We start from the raw sequence: 18,536 nt of genomic DNA, 5'->3' as shown, positions 1-18,536 counted from the left end.
GCAGACCATGACGATCACCACCCCCGACGCAGGCCCCGCCGTCGACGTCGAACTCGACATCCTCCGGTACGGCCTCACCGAGGTCGCCCGGGAGATGCTCGACTCGCTGATGCGCAGCGCCTTCTCCCCGGTCTGCCGCGACATCCTGGACTGCACCAGCGCCATTCACATGCGCACCGACGACGGCTGGGAAACCGTCGCGCTGTGGGAAGGCTGCATGCAGCACGCGTTCACCGCCCCGCACATCGCGAATTTCGTGATGGACGACTGGGACGTCGACAGCATGCAGCCCGGAGACGTCATCTTCGTCAACGACCCGTGGCGCGGCACCATCCACCAGTCGGACGTCAATCTGCTCCGGCCCGTCTTCGTCGACGGCCGTGTGGAATTCCTGCTGCACTCGACGTCTCACCTCGTCGACCTCGGCGGTGCGATCCCGGGTGGCTTCTCCAACGGCACGCAGACGCATTTCGAGGAGCAGTTGAAGCTGCCGCCGACGCTGCTGTACGCCAACGACGTTCCGGTGCGGCCACTGTTCAATTTCATCCTGGAGAACAACCGGGTGCCGCACCTCGTGCTCGGCGACCTGCGAGCCCTGCACGGCTGCCTGGTGGTCGGTGAGCGCCAACTGCAGGCCCTGATCGCCCGCGGCGGACTGGACAAGGTGCGCGCGGCCGGTCGTTACGCCATCGACGCGACCGAGGCCAGCATGCGGCGCGGCATCGCGAGCATCCCGGACGGCGACTACACCGCCGAGGACTTCCTCGACGAGGACGGCGTCACCGACGAACCGATCCCGGTCAACGTGACCGTGAAAGTCCGCGGAGATTCCATGGAGATCGACTTCTCCGGTTCGGGCCGGCAGCCCCTCGGCAACTGCGGCACCGCCTGGTGCGAGGCCTCCCGCTGCATCGAGGCGGTCAAGCTGATGGTCGACCCGTCGACCCCGGTCAACAGCGGCACGCTGCGGCCGATCGAGACCCTGCTGCCGTCCGGCAGCGTGGTGCAGGTTCTGCCGCCGTCGAGTTGCTCCAACCACGCCGACATCGGCGCACGGGGGATCAACGTCGTCACCCAGGCCCTGAGCCAGGCCATGGACGAGGCATTCGCCTGTGACACAGGCACTGCCGTCGTCGTCAGCCTCGGCGGCATCGACACCCGCCCGGGTCACGAAGGCACGCCGTGGGGTGCATTCGCGCTCGCCGGTGGTGGCTGGGGCGGCACCTGGAAGGACGACGGCGTCTCCTTCTGCGTGATCCCGATCGGCAACTGCCGGACGTCGGTGCAGGAGCACGTCGAGATCGAGAGCCCGCTCGTCATCGTCCAGCACGAGATGGTGATCGACACCGCCGGCGCCGGTGAGTTCCGCGGCGGTCTCGGCTCGGTCTACTCGATCTTCGCCGAGTCCGACACGATGGTCACCATCACCGCCGACCGGGTCCGCCTCGGCGCACCCGGTTCGAACGGAGGTGGCGCAGGCTCGCCGGCCTACGGCTGGTACATCGAAAACTTCGACCTGGCCGCACACGGCGACCCCCTCGACCTGCGCGGGGCCGAACCGCTGTTCGGCATGTTCGACGAACAGGGCAGACCGGACCCGAACAACGGCGAGTTCGGGCGCGGTGCCCGCTACCAGACTGGCAAGTTCTCCGGGCTGATCCTCAAAGCAGGCGACGCACTCCGCTTCGTCATCGGCGGTGGCGGCGGCTGGGGTGACCCTCTGGAACGCGTCCCGGCGAAGGTGCTGCAGGACGTCCGCAGCGGACTCGTCAGCCCTGAGTTCGCGGCCGACGCGCACGGTGTCGTCATCGCGAACGGTGACATCGACGACACCGCCACCACCGCACGACGCGCACAGCTGGCCGCCGAGCGCGACCAGGGGCGCTGGAGCGTGCCGGTGGCCAACCCCCGCAACTGGAATCTCTGAGAAAGGAAACCCATGGCTGTCGACCGGCTACTGTTCCCCCGCCCCGAGACCGACCGTGTCTACGTCGAACGCAACGCCGTCGACGGCGCCTGCCCGGCCTGCGGCGCAACGAGTCTCGCCCGCTACCCCGTGGCGAACCATCTCGGCCCCCGCATGGTCGTCAAGTGTCAGGAGTGCTTTCACCACGTGTCGGTGACACGTCCGGAGCCGGAGGACAACTGGCCCGCGTGGCGTTCGCCGGCACGCGACTGGCCGGCATCCCGCGTCGGATAGATCGCCACCACAACATCGGCTCAGAAGAAGGACGGAAATGTCAGGATTACTCGACGGGAAAGTAGTACTCGTCACCGGCGCTGCGGGAGGGATCGGGCGCGCGACGTCCCTGCTGGCGGCGAAGGAAGGCTCCCGGGTCGCGGCGACCGACGTGTCCGAGGAGGGCGTCGGGGCGACGGTGGAACTCGTGCGCGCTGCCGGCGGCGAGGCGATCGCGCTTCCCGCCGACCTCACGGTCGGAGCCTCCGTGGACGCGATGGTCGCCGCGGCCGTGGACCATTACGGCCGCCTGGATGGCGCGTTCAACAACGCCGGGGTGAGCGGCGGGCAGATCGGCCAGGGAGGCAGATCCGTTGCGGAGTGGGACGAGGACGCATTCGACCGCGCGGTCGCGGTAAACCTCAAGGGCGTATGGCTCTGTATGCGCGCGCAGTTGAAGCAGATGGTGGCGCAGGGTGGGGGCGCCATCGTGAACACGGCGTCGCTCGCGGGTCTCACCGGATTCAGGACCACAGCCGGGTACGCGGCGGCCAAACATGGCGTCGTCGGCCTGACCAAGACTGCCGCAATCGAATACGCGCCGACGATCCGGATCAACGCGGTGTGCCCGGGCTATACCGACACCGACTTGATGAAGGACGCCAAGCGCCGCAGCGGGGCCACCATCATGGCCCGAATTCCCTTCGGCGCCCTCGCCCAGCCCGACGACATCGCCGAGATGGCGTGCTGGCTCCTCTCCGATCGCGCCGGCTATGCAACCGGCGGTTCGTTCGTCGTCGACGGCGGATACATGGCGGGATAGCCGCGCAGAACGCCAGTAAGAACATAATATATTGAGTATGGTGTCCCTTGTCCGGCGTCGAGCCGTGCAAGGCGCCGTGCGAGATCGAGAGACAGAGGTTCATTGTCATGACCGCAGCGATAGTCGAGGCCGAATGCCACATCGGGGGGCGGTGGCTCGCGGGTGAGGGGGAGCCGTTCGCCTCCGTCGACCCGACGACGGGCCGGCAGTTGGCGCTGACCCCGGCGACGAGTCACAGGCAGGTCGCGGCGGCCGTGTCCGCGGCCAGGGAGGCGTTCGACGGCGGCGCGTGGAGTCGCCTCACACCGGGCGAACGGGGTGTCCTGTTGCACCGGTTGGCGGATCTGCTCGACCGGGACCGGGACCGGATCGTCGACCTCGCCGCCACCGAGATCGGCACCCCGGTCAGCAGCGCCGCGACGTTGCACGTGGATCTGCCGGTGCGGTTCTTCCGGTGGTTCGCCGATGCCGCCGCCCGCGGACCGCGAGAAGGCTACGAGCAGCCGCTGCCGCTGCACCACGACCCCATCACGTCGAGCAGCATGCTGGTGCGGGATCCGGCCGGGGTGGTCGCCGCGATCGTCGCCTACAACGTCCCGGTGATGATGTGCGCGTACAAACTCGGGCCCGCGCTGGCGTCGGGATGCTCGGCCGTCCTGGTCACCTCCCCGAAGGCGGTGCTGCTCACGGCGGCGATTGTGCGGCTGATCGAGGAGGCGGGATTCCCGCCGGGTGCGGTCAACCTGGTGTTCGGGCCGCCGGAGGTGACCGCGCAGGTGGTCGCCGCCCCGGAGGTCGACATGGTGACGTTCACCGGATCCGCGGCCGTCGGCAGCAAAATCTTGACGTTGGCGGCACCGACGCTGAAGAAGGTCGTTCTCGAACTCGGCGGCAAGTCCCCGAACATCGTGCTGCCGGGCACCGACCTCGCGGCGGCGGTGCCGGCGTCGGCGTTGCGCTTCACCCGCAACAGCGGTCAGGCGTGTGGGGCGACGACCCGCACCCTGGTGCCCCACGCCGATTTCGACGAGTACGTCGAACGATCGGGGCAGTTCCTGCAGAGCCTGACGGTCGGTGATCCGCATCTGCCGGGCACGGTGCTGGGGCCACTGATCACCGCCGAGCATCGGATGAACGTGGAGGGGTTCCTGGCGCGGGCCGTGGAGCGCGGTGCCCGGGTGCCAGTCGGTGGCGGCCGGCCTGCCGGTCTCGACGACGGGTTCTTCCTGGAGCCGACCCTGGTGACCGGGGTGACGAACGAGGCGGAGATCGCGCAGGAGGAACTGTTCGCCCCGGTCGCGGTGGTGATGCCGTACACCGATCTGGACGAGGCGGTGCGGATGGCGAACGGTGTCCGGTACGCCCTCAACGCCAACGTGTGGGGGCCGACGGCGGAGGCGTTGGCGTTCGCGCGTCGTCTGCGGTCGGGGACCGTCACCATCAACGGTGGTGGTGGGATGCGAGCCGACGCCCCCTGGGGCGGTCCCGGGCACAGCGGCATCGGCCGCGAGGGCGGCGAGGAAGGCCTCCGCGAGTTCTTCGAAGTCAAACACCTCCAGTGGCCCTTGTAACCGCACCGACGTCAAGAACCCAGCAACAGAAATGAAGAGGACGAACCTGATGCCAACAATTGTCGAAGACCTCGCGGATTTCGCCGCCGGCGCCGACGGACGGTCACTTCCGAAGGACGTGGTTTCCGAGTCCAAGCGCATTCTGCTGGACACCCTGGGCTGTGCGGTGGCGTCGCTCGGCGACGCGGGTGCGCAACGAGGGGTCGAGTACGGCCGGATCCTGGGCGGCTCCGGCGGTTCGGCGTCGATCCTCGGGACGGGCACGAAGACGTCGGTGCCAGGCGCGGCGTTTGCCAACGCCGAACTGGTCAACGCGCTCGACCAGGACGCGGTGCTGCCGCCCGGCCACGTGACGCCGTACGTCGTCCCCGGTGCGCTGGCGACCGCCGAGGCCCTGCACTCCTCGGGTGAGCGGCTGCTCACGGCGATAGCGGTCGCGCACGAGATGTCGTACCGCATCGGCAAGGCCACCGACTATCTGCGCGACATCAAAGACGGCGTGGTCACGATCCCCAAGGTCATCGGCTACAGCAGCACGCTGTTCGGTGCCGCGGCCGCGATCGGTGTCGTCAAGGGATTCTCCGGCGAGACGCTGGCCGATGCGCTCGGCATCATGGGCTCGACGATGCCCACCAACACCCAGCGCGCGTGGATGATGCACGCGCCGTCGACCACCATCAAATACCAGCTCGCGGGAGGCATGGCCCTGTCCGCGGTGACGGCCGCGAACCTGGCCGAACTCGGGCACACCGGTGACCGGCAGATGCTCGACGACCGCGAGTACGGCTTCCCCCGGTTCATCGGGACGTCGCGTTGGGAGCCGGCGCCGATCACGGCAGGCCTGGGGTCGGAGTGGACCTTCACCCCGTTCCAGTCGTTCAAGCCCTACCCCCACTGCCGGGTGATGCACGCGCTGTTCGATGCCCTCACCGAGATCGTCGAGGCCAACGACCTCGCGCCCGGCGAGATCGACGCCATCGACGCCTGGGGCGAGAGCTTCGTGATGCAGCCGGTGTGGGTCAACGAGACCATCCGCAATCCGCGCGACGCCCAGTTCAGCATGACCCACGGCCTCGCGCTCGCCGCCCACCGGATTCCTCCCGGAAAGGACTGGCAGACACCGGAAGCGGTCCTCGATCCGTCCGTCCTCGCACTCACCACGAAGACGACGTTCCAGGAACACCCCGATTACACGGCGGCGCTGGCGAGTAACCCGGCCGCACGCCGCTCGCGCGTCGAGATCCACGCGCGCGGCACCACGTTCTCCGGTGAACGCGGCTACCCCAAGGGCAGTCCGTCTCCCGACCCGGTCACGTACATGACCGACGACGAACTGATCGCGAAATTCCGGCACAACGTCGACGGCGTCGTGAGCGACGCAGACGCGGCCGCGGTCGTCGAGGCCGTGTACGACCTCGAGAACGTCGACGACATCTCGACGATCCAGAACCGACTGCAGCCCAACTCCGCTGACTGATCGGATGGAATACTGCGCCGCTCTTGTGGGAGATTTCGACCGCGAGAGCGGCGCGGTTCTGTGCAGGCACTCATTACAGTCTTCACCCGGGCTCCCTCTGCCGGCGGGTGCATGCTCGTGCAGCCCCGAGTTCCCTCGGAGTCAATTCACCCCCCACGACGTATTGTTCGCCGAAATGTATGGCTTGTAACGGAATTCACCGGCACGGCACGGTACGACCTGCCTCACCACCCAGCTGCTTCCGGCCGTTCCGTTCTCCGATCACCTTTTCGAGCGGTTCAGTGTCTCGGAGGGCAATTCGCCGAACTTTTCGCGGTACTGCCGGGCGAACCTACCGAGGTGGAAAAACCCCCACCGTGCGGCAGAAGCGCTCACCGATTCCGATCGACCCGTCGCCAAATCGGTGCGGACTCGATCGAGCCGCACCGAACGTACGTACTCACTGGGCGGCATTCCAACGGCCTGCTGAAATCCGAGTTGCAAGGCCCGTGCGGTCACGCCTGCCTTGGCGGCAAGGTCGGCGGTCGTAATAGCCTCGTCGGGGTGTGCGTCGATGAAGTCGATCAGGTGGCGCACCGTTGGCGACCCAGCGCGCGGGGACGGCCCGACCAGTGCTTCTGTCAGCTGATTCGGAACGGTGAGCAGCAGTTGGGTCATGAGCGACGATTCGAAGTCGTGACGTGCGAGAGGCATCGTGGCTATCCCTCCCTCACGCGCGAGTTCTCGGTAGAGGAACTTCACGGCGGCGAGGAGCGACCTACCTGTTCCAGCAGCCGTATCGAAGGTCAAGTCGAAGCTGACTTCCTGCTTCTCCGGTCGGCCGAGCAATGTACCCGCATGGGTCTCCAGCGTGTCGATGGGCAGCTTCAGATGATATTGCGTTGCGTCCGCGCTCCAATTGATCATCACGGGCGCATCGGGTACGAAGACAACGCCATCTCGCCTCGCATCCAAGTTCCTCCGGACGCCCCGCTGCTCGACGACACTGCTGCCCTCTATCAAGAAGTTGACGTGATAGCAGGATCGCATCGGCGGACCGTTGAGAATGGCCGCCGCCCCGTAGGACATGCGACCCAGCGTCAGGCGTCCCGGCGAAATCGTGTCGAGACGAAAGTCGACCGGCTGCCGATCGTCCAATTCCAACTCGTGGTTCGCAAAGGTCGTGGCTACGTGTCTGTGGGCGACGTCGGCATCGCCGGTTCGAAACTTTTGGAGGCTCGACGCCGCTGCTACCTGTAGCAAGACCCTTCCTTCCTGTGGTGACCCGTATCACACCTAGTAAATATATTATGCCTTACCAGCGGAATGCGCCACCTTCGCATCGTGGACACCGCGGCTTCGCTCTGAGGATTGTGACCCGCATCTCTCCTGCTTAACGTTGTGAATCAGCGTTCTGCGACTAAACCGTCGCTGCCACAGGAGGACTCGATCATGTCAGAACCCACGCACGAAGCCCCACGGCTTGAAGTCGACAGGATCCCGAGAGAAGGGGCGTGCCCCCGATGCGGGCAGGAGAAGCTGCGCGCGTATCCCGTCGTCGCCGAGACCGGCTGGCTCCACGTCGTCAAGTGTCAGAACTGTCTCCATTCCGTCGAGCGTGAGCGGTGGTCGCGTCTTGGACACATCCAGCTGCTCGCCGATCTCGTTTAATCGCCAACCATCGAGGAGTACGACAATATGATTGCAGTCGACGTAGGGGGCACCTTCACCGATGTCGTCGCATGGCGCGACGGCAAGATTCTGACCACCAAGGTGTCTACCGACTACACCGAGGTCGCAGGACCGGTGCTCAAGGGCGCGCAGCTGCTCGGAGTCGAAGGCTCGGCCGTCTTCAACCACGCCAGCACCCACGGCCTCAACGCGGTCATCACTCGAAAGCTACCCAAAATCGGTTTCTTGACCACCGAGGGACATCGCGACATTCTCGACATGGGACGGGTCTGGCGACCCACGGAAGCGATACTCGATCCGCATTGGCGCCGCAGTTTCGGCGACGCATCGAGGCCGATCGTCGATCGCTACCTCCGCCGAGGCATCCGCGAAAGGCTCACTTCCGATGGAAGCGTGCTTTTCGAATTGGACGAGGAGCAGGCCCGTGCGGAGCTGGAAGTTCTGCGCAGGTGCGATGTGACCGGGGTGGCGATCTGCCTCATCAACGCGTACGTCAACCCCGTCCACGAAATCCGGCTACGCGAGCTGGTCACCGAGGTGCTCGGCGACGTCCCGTGCTCCATCTCCAGTGAGGTGTCGCCCCTCGCCAAAGAGTACGCACGCGCATCGACGACCGTGATCGACACCTTGATGAAAATCATTTACACCAAGTACTCGGCGAGCTTGGGAGAAGGGTTGACCGAACTCGGCTTCACCGGGCAGCTCAACTTTGCAGACTGCGCGGCAACCCTCGTTCCCGCCTCGCGCGCAATGGACCTGCCGTTCAGGATCGTGTTCTCGGGACCGGCCGCAGGCACAGTCGCATGCGCTCACTTCGGCGACCTCATCGGTGAAACCGACCTACTGTGTGCCGATGTCGGCGGAACCTCGTGCGACATCAGCGTAGTAACGGGCGGGGCTCCGTTCGTCAACACCAGTTTCGAACTGGAACATGATCTGGTCGTCAACGCACTCGCCAACGACATCTCCAGCATCGGCGCCGGTGGCGGAAGCATCGTCGCGATCGGCCAGTCCGGGGAAATTCTGGTTGGTCCCGACAGTGCGCGGGCACAGCCGGGCCCCGCGTGCTACGGGCGCGGCGGTACCGTACCCACGACCACAGACACGTGTCTGATGATCGGAATCATCGAACCGGAAGGTTTTGCCGGCGGTGAACTCGATCTTGACATCACGGCCTCCGAGCGTGCGTTCGAAGGGCTCGACACCGACTTCAGCCTCGCACAGCGAGTCCGCTACGCGTACGAGATGGCGGTCAACAACATGGCCGAAGGCGTGTTCAATGTCGCCATCAAGAACGGCGTCGACCCGCGTGATTACAGTCTCGTCGCCTTCGGTGCAGCCGGACCGATGTTGTTACCCGCCGTTCTCGACACCGTGCATTGCAAGCAGGTGATCGTGCCGCCGAATCCCGGTCTGTTCTCGGCTATCGGTCTGCTGGCCGCCGACCAGGTGTTCACGGTCAACCGAAGCGCATACCTGCTGCTGTCGCCGGACGAGGCACCGTCGATCGACGCGGTGTTCACCGAAATGGAGACTCAGCTCCGCGAACAGGTAGGTGATACCACCGCGGTGACCTTCCTCCGCAGCATGGACGCGCATCTCGTCGGTCAAAGTTGGGATACACCGTTCGTGCCGGTACCCGACGGCGTGATCGACGCAGACGCCGTAGCGACGATGGTGACCTCGTTCCACGACACGTATGAGAGTCGTTCCGGCAACCGTTTCGAGGCCATGCCGGTCGAAGGCGTGACATTTCGGATACGCGCCGTGGTCGAGACGTCGAAAATCGAGTTCCCACATGTCCCCGTTCGCCGAGCCGACGAGCCCCTAATGCCGGTGCGCACAACCACACTGCGTTTCCTCGGCGACATCGATGGGGGCGGCGACGGCGCTCAGGAGGCGCACGTATACGAGCGGTCGACGCTGCGCGCGGGTGATGTGCTTCCCGGCCCGACCATCATCGACGAGGGACTGTCCACCACCCATGTGGGCGCCGGCCAGCAGGCGACCGTCGGCGAGTACGGCGAACTGATCATTCGGAGGAAATAGCTATGTCCACTCTGACCGTCCCGGCCGTGTCGCCGGAATCGACTCGGCGACTTCGCGACCTCAGCGACAGCGAATTCAAGGACACCTACGGGTGCGACCGCTTCAGCGCATCCGTAATCTTGAACCGGCTGCGATACGCCGTAGAGCATATGTCCACCGGTTTCATGCGAGAGGCGTTCTCTCCGATCATCCGCGATTGGTACGACTTCGCGTGCACCATCAGTGGCCCGGCGGACCGGGACTACCCGATGGCCGTCGTGAGCAACAGCCTCGTCGTCTTCCTGGGAACCATGGGTGACGCGGTTCGCAACGCCGTCGAGGAGTACGGCCCCGAAAATCTGCGCCCCGGAGATGTTCTGATCTGCAACGACCCGTACCGCGGAGGCAGGCACGTCAACGATGTCGCGTTCACGCGCCCGGTCTTCGTGGACGGAAAGATCGTGTCCTACGTCAACCTGTGCGCCCACCAGTTGGACATGGGTGGCACGGTACCGGGCGGATTTTCGGCCACCAAGTCGAACGTCTACGAGAATGGCCTCGTCATCCCACCGATGTTGTTGTGGTCGGAAGACAAGCCGGTCCGATCCACCTTCAGCCTGATCTTCGACAACACCCGATGGGGGGGAATGCTGCTCCCGGACTTCAAGAGCATCTATCAGCAACTGAAGCTCGGGGAGCGGTTGATCCTGGAAAACATCGACCGCTACGGACTCGACTCCTACCTCGGGACACTCGACTATTCGTGCGACACGTCGGCCGAACGGATGCGCGACGCTATCGGACGCGTTCCCGACGGCGACTACGCCGGGTCTGCGCTGATCGATGCGGACGGATTGGACGACACCCTCGACTACACGGTCCGCGTGCTGGTGCGCAAACGAGGAGATGATATCGAGGTCGATCTGTCAGGGACCTCGGCTCAAGCGCGGACATGCATTAACTGCGGGGTACTCGATGCAAAGACTGCGGTGGGTGTCGCCTTGACCATCCTGCTGGATCCGAAAGTTCCGTTCACATCCGGAACCTGGCGAAACATCGACATCGCCGCTCCCGCTGGGACTATCGTCTCCTCGCTGCCCCCGGACGGCGGCATCATGATGTTCTGGGAGGCCTCGGGCGCGATCGCATCGGCAATCTTCGATGCGCTCAATCCTGTTCTCGGAGTGCAGGGTGTGGGCGGAGACTACGGTTCCACCAATACCCACAATGCCTCGGGCGTGCGGCCGGACGGCACACCATGGACGAGCGCGACCCAATGTGGAGGGGAGCACGGCCCGTGGGGTGCATCGAAGGCCGGTGACGGCGACAGCTACACCGTGCTTCTGACCCTCAACAACCTCGACCCGGCAACCGAAACGATCGAACACGACTCACCGGTCGTCGTTCTGCGGAAAGAGCACGCGATCGACACGGGTGGCGCGGGTACGTTCCGAGGTGGAGCGGCGAATCTGAAAGACACCTTATGGCTGACTGCCGGCCAGCACTATTTGTCGCCTTTCCGGACGAAGAAGCCGAGTGGTGTCGGCGCCAACGGGGGCGATGCAGGACCGAACGGGGCGATGTGGCTATTTCCACCGACGACCGATGCCCCGGTGCAAGGCCTCCTCGATACCGCAGACAGCGCCTACGAACACAGCGAACCGGTCGCCGGCGTTCTCGATCCGTCGACGCATGCGCTCGATCCCGAAATCGGCGAGTACAACTATTTCGCACGTCAGCAGGTATGGACGACCGCACCGAACACCATCCTGCGCTGTTTGACGAACGGAGGTGGGGGTTGGGGTGATCCCTTCGCTCGAGACCCCGAACGAGTACTGGCCGACGTACGCAACGAGTACGTCAGCATCGAGGCTGCTGCAACACAATACGGCGTCGTCGTCGTCGGTGACCCACGCAACGACCCGGAAGGTCTGCGGATCGACGTTGCCGGTACCGATGCGCTCCGTGGAAAGGCACAGTGATGAAGAGCGTACTTTTTCCAGGTGATGGCACTACCGTGCTGGAGGACGTGCCGGAGCCGACGCCCGGCCCTGGCGAGGTGGTCGTCAAGATCCGGGCCTCGGGGATGTGCGGATCGGATCTGCACTTTTATCACGGCAATTTCGATTTCGACCACTCTGTAATCCAGGGACACGAGCCGTGCGGAGAGATCTACGCAATCGGTGAAGGTGTCGCGCCCACCGCCGCAACCGTCGGCGACCGCGTCATGATCCACCACTACTTCGGTTGCGGTATGTGCAGGCGCTGTCGCGCAGGCTGGCCACAGATGTGTGAAACAGGTCAAGGCAAGACGATGGCTGTCCACGTCAACGGGGGACATGCACCGTTCGCAGTCGTACCGGTTACTTCGATACTGCCGCTGCCCAGCGAACTGTCCTTCAAAGCCGGCGCGGCGATCGGGTGCGGTACAGGAACTGCCTGGGGTGCGATCAAGCGACTCGGCGGAGTCAGTGACACCGTCACCGTTGTTATCGGCCAGGGTCCAGTCGGACTTTCCGCCACGATGTTCGCGGCGTCCATGGGTGCGACCGTAATCGGCGTGGACATCGATGCGACGCGGTTGGAGCGCGCGAAACACTTCGGTGCGGACGTCGTCGTGAACTCTCGTGAGGAATCGTTGTTCGACGTTGTCAGTGACTACACCGGTGGGCGTTTGGCCGATGTCGTGATGGAGACGTCTGGGCGGGCGACCAAAGATGCTTTCAGCGTACTGGGGACATTCGGCCGGGCATGCTTCTCAGGATTGCCCGGTGACGTGGAATTCACGACGCAGGCCGTATACAAGAAGCAGTGGACGGTCATGACCTCGTGGACCATGTCGTCCATCGAACAAGCGCGCTGCGCCGACTTCGTGGTCTCCCACAACCTGCCGGTCGACGACCTGTATTCGCACCGTTGGACGATCGATCAGGCAGCCGAGGCCTACGAGTGGTTCGACAGGCAAGACGCGGGCAAGGGTGTCTTCGAGTTCGACTGATACGTCCCGTCCGTACTCACGTGACATCACGAGCGAACGCGGTAGACCAAGAAGGAGTCATTATGACTACACAAGAAGTGCTTTCACCTCCCCGGCCCGACTTCATCGCCGGTAGAAAGAAGAACCTGATCGGTGGAAGGTGGGTCGACGCTACATCCGGAAGAACAATAGATGTCGTCAATCCCGCTACCGGCGGAAAGATGTGCGAGATCGCAGCAAGTGACAGCACCGACATCGATCTCGCAGTATCGGCGGCGCGGTCGGCGTTCGAAGGTGAGTGGAGCCGGTGGACTCCGCATCAGCGCCGCAAGTTGATGTTGAAGATTCACGATCTCGTTCTGGAGAACTTCGAGGAACTGGCTCTGATCGAAACCCTCGACATGGGTGCTCCGCTGTCGCGAACGAAGGGGCTCGCAGAGTGGACCTCGCAAGTTCTGCACTTTTTCGCTTCACAGTGTGGCGCCGGAACCGTAGCGACTCCGGAGAACTCGCTGCCAGGTGATTTTCTCACACTGCGAAGTCTTGCCCCTGTAGGTGTGGTGGGTGGCATCATCCCCTGGAATGGGCCGTTGATCGGTCTGTGGTGGATCTTCGGGCCGGCGCTCGCCACCGGTTGTACCGCGGTCCTCAAGCCCGCCGAAGACGCATCACTGTCGGTGCTACGCGTGGCGGAGTTGATGTCGGAAGCCGGTCTACCCGACGGCGTGATCAACGTTGTGACCGGATTCGGTCGAGACGCGGGACAGGCATTGGCGGAACACAAGGACATCGACCGAATCGCGTTCACGGGGTCCATCGGCACAGCCCAGTCGATCGTCCGAGCCTCTGCAGGCAACCTCAAGCGTCTCCAGTTGGAACTGGGAGGCAAATCACCGGACATCATTTTCGCGGATGCCGATCTGGACAAGGCCGTTCCAGGTGCGTCCATGGGCGTGTACACCAACAGCGGCCAGGTATGCGTCGCCGGCACACGCATACTCGTTCAGCGCTCGATCCACGACGAATTCGTGGAGCGAATGACAGAATTCACGAAAACGATCAAGGTCGGAGATGGACTGGACCCGAACACGCAACTCGGCCCACTCATCTCACAACGGCAACTCGACCGCGTCATGAACTACATCGACATCGGCGGAGGCGAAGGCGCTCAGTTGGCCAGCGGCGGTGGCCGACTCGGTGGAGCACTTGCGAACGGCTTCTTCGTGGAGCCAACCGTATTCGCGGGTGCGTCCAACGAGATGACGATCGCGCAGGAAGAAATTTTCGGTCCCGTCGCATCGGTGATCCCATTCGACGAACCCGAAGACGCGCTGCGCATCGCCAACGACACACCCTTCGGACTGGCGGGTGGGGTGTGGACGCAAAACTTGGCTACTGCGCATAAGGTCTCACGCGGAATCAATGCGGGCACGGTATGGGTCAACTGCTACGGCGTACTCGATCCGGCCGTCGGATTCGGCGGCACAAAAATGAGCGGGTACGGCTGGAAGGGCGCCAAGGAGCATGTCGAAAGCTACCTCTATCCGAAAGCGGTCTACATCAACCTCGGTTGATGGGGTAAGGGTGTAGTCCGATCAGGCTGCGGATTCTTCCGAGGAGTCAGACCCGCCGACGCACGCGCCGTCGGCGGGTCTGACTTCATCGAAGCGCGGGCGCAAACTCCCCCTTTCGGACGATGCGCAATACGAGCAGCGGCAGATGCACGGCAACACAGCGATGAGATTCACTGTCAAACAGCCCGACGATGATTTTCACAGCTACGACCCCAGATTCTGTTCACCGGAATGAGGTAACTATCACATGATGATCGAGCACCATCAGCATTTTATCGGTGGGAAGCTAGTGGACTCACACTCCGCTGGTCGAATCACAGTGATCGACCCGGCCACGGAAGAGGTCATCGGGGTGATCGCCGACGGTGACGGCAGTGACATCGCAGCAGCCGTCGGAGAAGCCGAAGCGGCCGCCCCGGCCTGGGCGGCGAAGAGCCCCGCCGAACGCGCGACCGTGTTGCGGGCGATCGCCAATGCCTTCGAATTGCGGATGGATGAGATCTCGGCACTGGTCACCAGGCAGAACGGAACGCCGATCTCGATCGCCCGAGCCATGCAGTCCCAGGTGCCCGTGGTTTACCGCTACTTCGCCGATCTCGCCGACGCCTTCGAACCAGAAGTACTGGTGGAAACCGCCAGTGGTGATGCGATCGTTCGGCGAGAGCCGGTCGGCGTGGTCGGCGCGATCATCCCGTGGAACGGTCCGCAGCCATTGACCGCCTGGAAGCTGGGTCCGGCATTGGCGGCGGGCTGCACGGTGGTGATCAAGCCGGCGCAGGAGACATCGCTCGATGCGTTCATTCTCGCCCAGATTCTGACCGAGGCGAACGTTCCCGACGGTGTGGTCAACATCGTCACCGGAGGACGAGAAACGGGCGCGGCCTTGGTTGCCGATCAAGGCGTTCGAAAGATTGCATTCACCGGTTCCACCCGCGCGGGTCGGGCAATCGCCGCCGAATGTGCAGCTCAACTCAAGCGCGTGACTCTGGAACTGGGCGGTAAGTCCGCCGGAATTCTTCTGGATGATGTCAACCTCGATGTTTTCCGGCCGCTCGTAATGTCGGCGTGCTCGCCGAACACCGGCCAGACCTGCCGCGCACTGACCAGAGTGCTGGTGCCCTCGTCCCGTCACGATGAGATCGTCGAAATGCTGAAGGAGACGCTGAGCTCGATCCCTCAAGGCGATCCCAGCGATCCGGTGATCATGTTCGGGCCGTTGGTCAATGCTCCCCAGCGTGAACGGGTCGAGTCGTACATTGCCCTCGGCCGCGCGGAGGGCGCCACTGTGGTTTTGGGTGGTGGACGACCCGAAGGTCTCGAGCGGGGCTATTACGTGGAGCCGACCATTTTCACCGACGTCACCAACAACATGCGCATCGCGCGTGAGGAGATTTTCGGCCCGGTATTGGCAGTGATGTCGTACGAGACGGTCGACGAAGCCGTGGCGATCGCCAACGATTCCGAGTATGGCCTGGGCGGTGGGGTGTTCTCCGCAGATCGTGAGAAGGCCACCGAGGTGGCGCGGCGGATTGTGAGCGGCAGCGTGGGGATCAACACCTCGACACTGCCGATCGAAACCCCGTTCGGTGGGGTGAAGAATAGCGGGATGGGGCGCGAGCTCGGCCCACAGGCGCTCGACGCCTATCTCGAGTACAAGACCCTGTTCCGCGCCAAGTGACGATGCGGCGGGGGGCGATCGACCTCGCCTCCACCGTCGTTCGGGATGCTTCGGAGCCGTGCACACGCGTCAGCGTCGCAGCCAATACGCCACCGCTTCGGCGCGGTTGCCGGCATCCAGCTTGCGCAGGATATGCGTGATGTGGGTCTTGACGGTGCCTTCGGAGATCGTCAGGCGGCGGGCGATCATGCGATTGCTGTCGCCGGCTGCCATCCGCTCGAGTACTTCGACTTCGCGGCCGGACAGACCGTATGAGGAATTGTGCACAGTCGGCGAGACTGCGCCTCCGGTGAGGTCGGACAGTGTGGTGGTGAGCGCCGACACTCGTTCCAGCACGGTAGCCCGGGCCAGTGCGTGGCCGAGACCCTCGCCGAAAAGGTTGAGGATTGACTGATCGGTGTTGTCGACTGGACGACGTGCATAGTAAGCGTCGGCATGGACCAAACCCATGACCCGCCCGCCCACGTTGATCGGCGCGACCCCGTAGGACGTGCACCCGGATATCGCCACGAGTGTGCGATCCACCCTGGGGTTGTCCTGTACGTCGTAGACGAGACCGGGTTCACCACGGTCAACGACGTCCGACTCCACCAGAGTGCCGTCCAGGGTCGGCGGATGTTCTCTTCCGGCGGCCACCATTTCGTCGGCGAGGCGAGGGTCCTTCTCGATTACCATCGTGTGCAGATTCCAGCGCCCGCGTTCCACAGTGGAGATCAGGGCGCGGTCGAAACCGATGGTGATTACTTCCTCAGCGGCGCTTCCGAGTAACTCGTCGACTGTCTTGGCGGACTGTAATCGTACGAGGGAGCGGTGGATCGACCGCATCACTTCGACGCTCGCCGCCACGCGCGACTCGTTGACGCGGCTTTCGAGGTTGCGGACGGAGCCGAGCAGTGAAGTCAAGCAACTAATTCGGCCAGGAGTAGTCGTGGGCGGAAGCTGGGTGAGCTCGCCGAGAGCGACCGTCCACACACGATCGAGTATTCGCTTCGCCGACTCTGTGGACATCGCCCCGTATTCGATGAAGGGGCGGTCGAGGACCGCTTCGGCGTGCATGCCCACTGACCGGACCTCTGCGTACAGGTCCGGAGACAGTATGCCGTCGTGCACGGGGTGGTTATCACTCGATCGCATGACCACAGCCTCCACGTCGCCTCATGGCGTGTTTCATATCACAGATAATATACTATACGCGATCTAAAACATCGTCCGTAGGTCGTACTGAAGATCGAACCCACGGCAGATGTCGCCCGATGTGTCTGGCTTCACACTGATTGTCACCACTTGGCCCTCCGGCCGGCACAGCGCACTCCCCGCCAGAACCCGAAGGGTGTGCCGTCGCCGGACCCGGAGACGGACATGACCGATGAACAGCTGATTACCAAGTTCCGGCACGACGTCGACGGGGTGCTGCCCGACGCGGCTGCCGAATGGATCGTCGAGGCCGTCTTCGATCCGGAGAACGTCATGGACGTCGCAGTCCTGCTCGACCTGACGAACCCCGTCGCCGAAGCCACGCCCCACCCACAGACCAGGAGATGACATGACCGCAGCCCTTACCGAGCGACCCCGGGTCTCGCTCCGGGCCAGGATCGGGTCGTTCGACCAGGCATACCTGGTCCTGGCGATCACTTTGGTACTGGTACTTGTCGGCGGTGCCACCACCGAGAACTTCCTTACCACAGGGAACTTGAGCACCATCCTCAATCTCTCCGCTGCGTTCGGCATCATGGCAGTCGGGCAGGCGATCGTAGTGATCGGAAAGGGTCTCGACCTGTCGATCGCTGGAATCGGTCTCGGCTGCGCCCAGGCCACCCTCGCGCTGATAAACCAGGGGTGGGGACAGTGGGAGGCCGTCGGGGCGATGATTTTGCTCGCGGCGTTCATCGGATTGGTCAACGGTGTAATCATCGCTTTTGTCGAGGTTCCGGCGTTGTTCGTCACGCTGGCCACCGGAATGCTGGCGATAGGGGGGATCGGGATACTGATCCTCGACCAGAACGTGTACTCAGTTCCGGCGGACTCTGTGCTGGCCGAGCTGAGCGGTACCGCGTTCTGGTCGGTTCCGCGGCCAGTGTTGATTGCGGCGATCATCTTCCTCGCGGCATGGCTGTTCATCACCTTTACTACACCGGGCCGGCTCATCCGGGCGATGGGCGACAACTTCGCCACTGCCCGGTCCTCCGGCGCCCCGGTACGTCCTCTGCAGGTGCTCACCTACGTAGTGTCCGCGCTGCTGGCCGCGTTGGCCGGATTCGTCACCGTCGCAATCCAGGGCAGTATCCAGACCACATCCAGCTCGTTCGACCCGATCCTGTTCACCGCGTTGACGGTGGTGGTGATCGGCGGTGTCTCGTTGTCGGGTGGTCGCGGAACTGTCCTCGGAGTACTGGCCGGTGCGCTATTCGTCGGCATATTGAACAGCCTGCTGGTCATGCACGGACTGTCCACCGCGGTGCAGGACCTCATCCGGGGAGCGGTTCTGCTCGGCGCCATCGGCTTCGACGCCTGGCTGCATCCACGCAACGACGAGACCGACAAGTCCGGTGAGCTCTGAC

At 63.9% G+C, this 18,536-nt stretch carries 14 protein-coding genes; 12 read left to right on the top strand and 2 right to left on the bottom strand.

Annotation, left to right across the window (positions count from 1 at the left end; all coding sequences use genetic code 11):
• Positions 1–7: 7 nt before the first annotated feature.
• The 5 genes from I1A62_RS23610 (at position 8) to I1A62_RS23590 (ending at position 6,050) form a co-directional block, all read left to right on the top strand.
• Positions 8–1,927: a hydantoinase B/oxoprolinase family protein gene (locus I1A62_RS23610; protein ID WP_219460200.1), complete on the top strand. Its 1,920-nt coding sequence runs from the start codon at positions 8–10 to the stop codon at positions 1,925–1,927.
• A 12-nt stretch (positions 1,928–1,939) separates the two neighbouring features.
• Complete coding sequence (locus I1A62_RS23605; RefSeq protein ID WP_219460197.1) at positions 1,940–2,200, top strand: hypothetical protein; 261 nt, start codon at positions 1,940–1,942, stop codon at positions 2,198–2,200.
• Positions 2,201–2,237: 37 nt separating this feature from the next.
• Positions 2,238–3,002 (top strand): SDR family NAD(P)-dependent oxidoreductase, encoded by a 765-nt coding sequence (locus I1A62_RS23600; RefSeq protein ID WP_219460195.1) that lies wholly within the window; start codon positions 2,238–2,240, stop codon positions 3,000–3,002.
• Positions 3,003–3,109: 107 nt separating this feature from the next.
• The gene (locus tag I1A62_RS23595) at positions 3,110–4,573 is read left to right on the top strand and encodes an aldehyde dehydrogenase family protein (RefSeq protein ID WP_219460193.1); all 1,464 of its coding nucleotides are present in this window, start codon (positions 3,110–3,112) and stop codon (positions 4,571–4,573) included.
• 49 nt (positions 4,574–4,622) lie between these two features.
• On the top strand, positions 4,623–6,050 hold the full coding sequence (locus tag I1A62_RS23590) for an MmgE/PrpD family protein (RefSeq protein ID WP_219460191.1): 1,428 nt from the start codon (positions 4,623–4,625) through the stop codon (positions 6,048–6,050).
• A gap of 261 nt (positions 6,051–6,311) precedes the next feature.
• Here the strand turns inward: I1A62_RS23590 and I1A62_RS23585 are convergent, their stop codons facing one another.
• Positions 6,312–7,292, bottom strand: a complete 981-nt coding sequence (locus I1A62_RS23585) for an AraC family transcriptional regulator (protein WP_219460188.1) — start codon at positions 7,290–7,292, stop codon at positions 6,312–6,314.
• 435 nt (positions 7,293–7,727) lie between these two features.
• Here I1A62_RS23585 and I1A62_RS23580 point away from each other — a divergent pair, with 435 nt between their 5' ends.
• The 5 genes from I1A62_RS23580 to I1A62_RS23560 all read left to right on the top strand — a co-directional run bounded on the left by I1A62_RS23580 (position 7,728) and on the right by I1A62_RS23560 (position 15,978).
• On the top strand, positions 7,728–9,770 hold the full coding sequence (locus tag I1A62_RS23580) for a hydantoinase/oxoprolinase family protein (RefSeq protein ID WP_087559334.1): 2,043 nt from the start codon (positions 7,728–7,730) through the stop codon (positions 9,768–9,770).
• Between the two features lie 26 nt (positions 9,771–9,796).
• Positions 9,797–11,731, top strand: a complete 1,935-nt coding sequence (locus I1A62_RS23575) for a hydantoinase B/oxoprolinase family protein (RefSeq protein WP_257890963.1) — start codon at positions 9,797–9,799, stop codon at positions 11,729–11,731.
• Positions 11,731–12,747: an alcohol dehydrogenase catalytic domain-containing protein gene (locus I1A62_RS23570; protein ID WP_219460184.1), complete on the top strand. Its 1,017-nt coding sequence runs from the start codon at positions 11,731–11,733 to the stop codon at positions 12,745–12,747. The genes I1A62_RS23575 and I1A62_RS23570 overlap by 1 nt, the downstream gene beginning before the upstream one ends.
• Positions 12,748–12,809: 62 nt before the next feature.
• On the top strand, positions 12,810–14,300 hold the full coding sequence (locus I1A62_RS23565; RefSeq protein WP_218271265.1) for an aldehyde dehydrogenase: 1,491 nt from the start codon (positions 12,810–12,812) through the stop codon (positions 14,298–14,300).
• A gap of 247 nt (positions 14,301–14,547) precedes the next feature.
• Positions 14,548–15,978, top strand: coding sequence for an aldehyde dehydrogenase (locus I1A62_RS23560; RefSeq protein WP_219460182.1), 1,431 nt, complete (start codon positions 14,548–14,550; stop codon positions 15,976–15,978).
• 69 nt (positions 15,979–16,047) lie between these two features.
• On the opposite strand, the gene I1A62_RS23555 is transcribed toward I1A62_RS23560, so the two are convergent.
• Complete coding sequence (locus tag I1A62_RS23555) at positions 16,048–17,034, bottom strand: LuxR C-terminal-related transcriptional regulator (protein ID WP_257890962.1); 987 nt, start codon at positions 17,032–17,034, stop codon at positions 16,048–16,050.
• A 303-nt stretch (positions 17,035–17,337) separates the two neighbouring features.
• Between I1A62_RS23555 and I1A62_RS23550 the strand changes: the two genes are divergently transcribed.
• On the top strand, positions 17,338–17,520 hold the full coding sequence (locus I1A62_RS23550) for a hypothetical protein (protein ID WP_219460178.1): 183 nt from the start codon (positions 17,338–17,340) through the stop codon (positions 17,518–17,520).
• 1 nt (position 17,521) lies between these two features.
• Entirely contained in the window at positions 17,522–18,535 is a 1,014-nt protein-coding gene (locus I1A62_RS23545) for an ABC transporter permease (protein ID WP_087559339.1), read from the top strand.
• Position 18,536: the final 1 nt, after the last annotated feature.

This window comes from Rhodococcus sp. USK10 (assembly GCF_019378875.1).
GTDB classification, from domain to species: Bacteria; Actinomycetota; Actinomycetes; order Mycobacteriales; family Mycobacteriaceae; genus Rhodococcus_F; species Rhodococcus_F pseudokoreensis.
Note: the sequence above shows the minus strand (reverse complement) of the source record. Positions and strands in the feature narration are given on the sequence as shown.

Excerpts from the sequence above, each read along its gene's own strand:
- I1A62_RS23610 (WP_219460200.1), top strand. The coding sequence starts at position 8 with ATGACGATCACCACCCCCGACGCAGGCCCCGCCGTCGACGTCGAACTC.
- I1A62_RS23605 (WP_219460197.1), top strand. The coding sequence starts at position 1,940 with ATGGCTGTCGACCGGCTACTGTTCCCCCGCCCCGAGACCGACCGTGTC.
- I1A62_RS23600 (WP_219460195.1), top strand. The coding sequence starts at position 2,238 with ATGTCAGGATTACTCGACGGGAAAGTAGTACTCGTCACCGGCGCTGCG.
- I1A62_RS23595 (WP_219460193.1), top strand. The coding sequence starts at position 3,110 with ATGACCGCAGCGATAGTCGAGGCCGAATGCCACATCGGGGGGCGGTGG.
- I1A62_RS23590 (WP_219460191.1), top strand. The coding sequence starts at position 4,623 with ATGCCAACAATTGTCGAAGACCTCGCGGATTTCGCCGCCGGCGCCGAC.
- I1A62_RS23580 (WP_087559334.1), top strand. The coding sequence starts at position 7,728 with ATGATTGCAGTCGACGTAGGGGGCACCTTCACCGATGTCGTCGCATGG.
- I1A62_RS23570 (WP_219460184.1), top strand. The coding sequence starts at position 11,731 with ATGAAGAGCGTACTTTTTCCAGGTGATGGCACTACCGTGCTGGAGGAC.
- I1A62_RS23565 (WP_218271265.1), top strand. The coding sequence starts at position 12,810 with ATGACTACACAAGAAGTGCTTTCACCTCCCCGGCCCGACTTCATCGCC.
- I1A62_RS23560 (WP_219460182.1), top strand. The coding sequence starts at position 14,548 with ATGATGATCGAGCACCATCAGCATTTTATCGGTGGGAAGCTAGTGGAC.
- I1A62_RS23555 (WP_257890962.1), bottom strand. The coding sequence starts at position 17,034 with ATGCACGCCGAAGCGGTCCTCGACCGCCCCTTCATCGAATACGGGGCG.
- I1A62_RS23550 (WP_219460178.1), top strand. The coding sequence starts at position 17,338 with ATGACCGATGAACAGCTGATTACCAAGTTCCGGCACGACGTCGACGGG.
- I1A62_RS23545 (WP_087559339.1), top strand. The coding sequence starts at position 17,522 with ATGACCGCAGCCCTTACCGAGCGACCCCGGGTCTCGCTCCGGGCCAGG.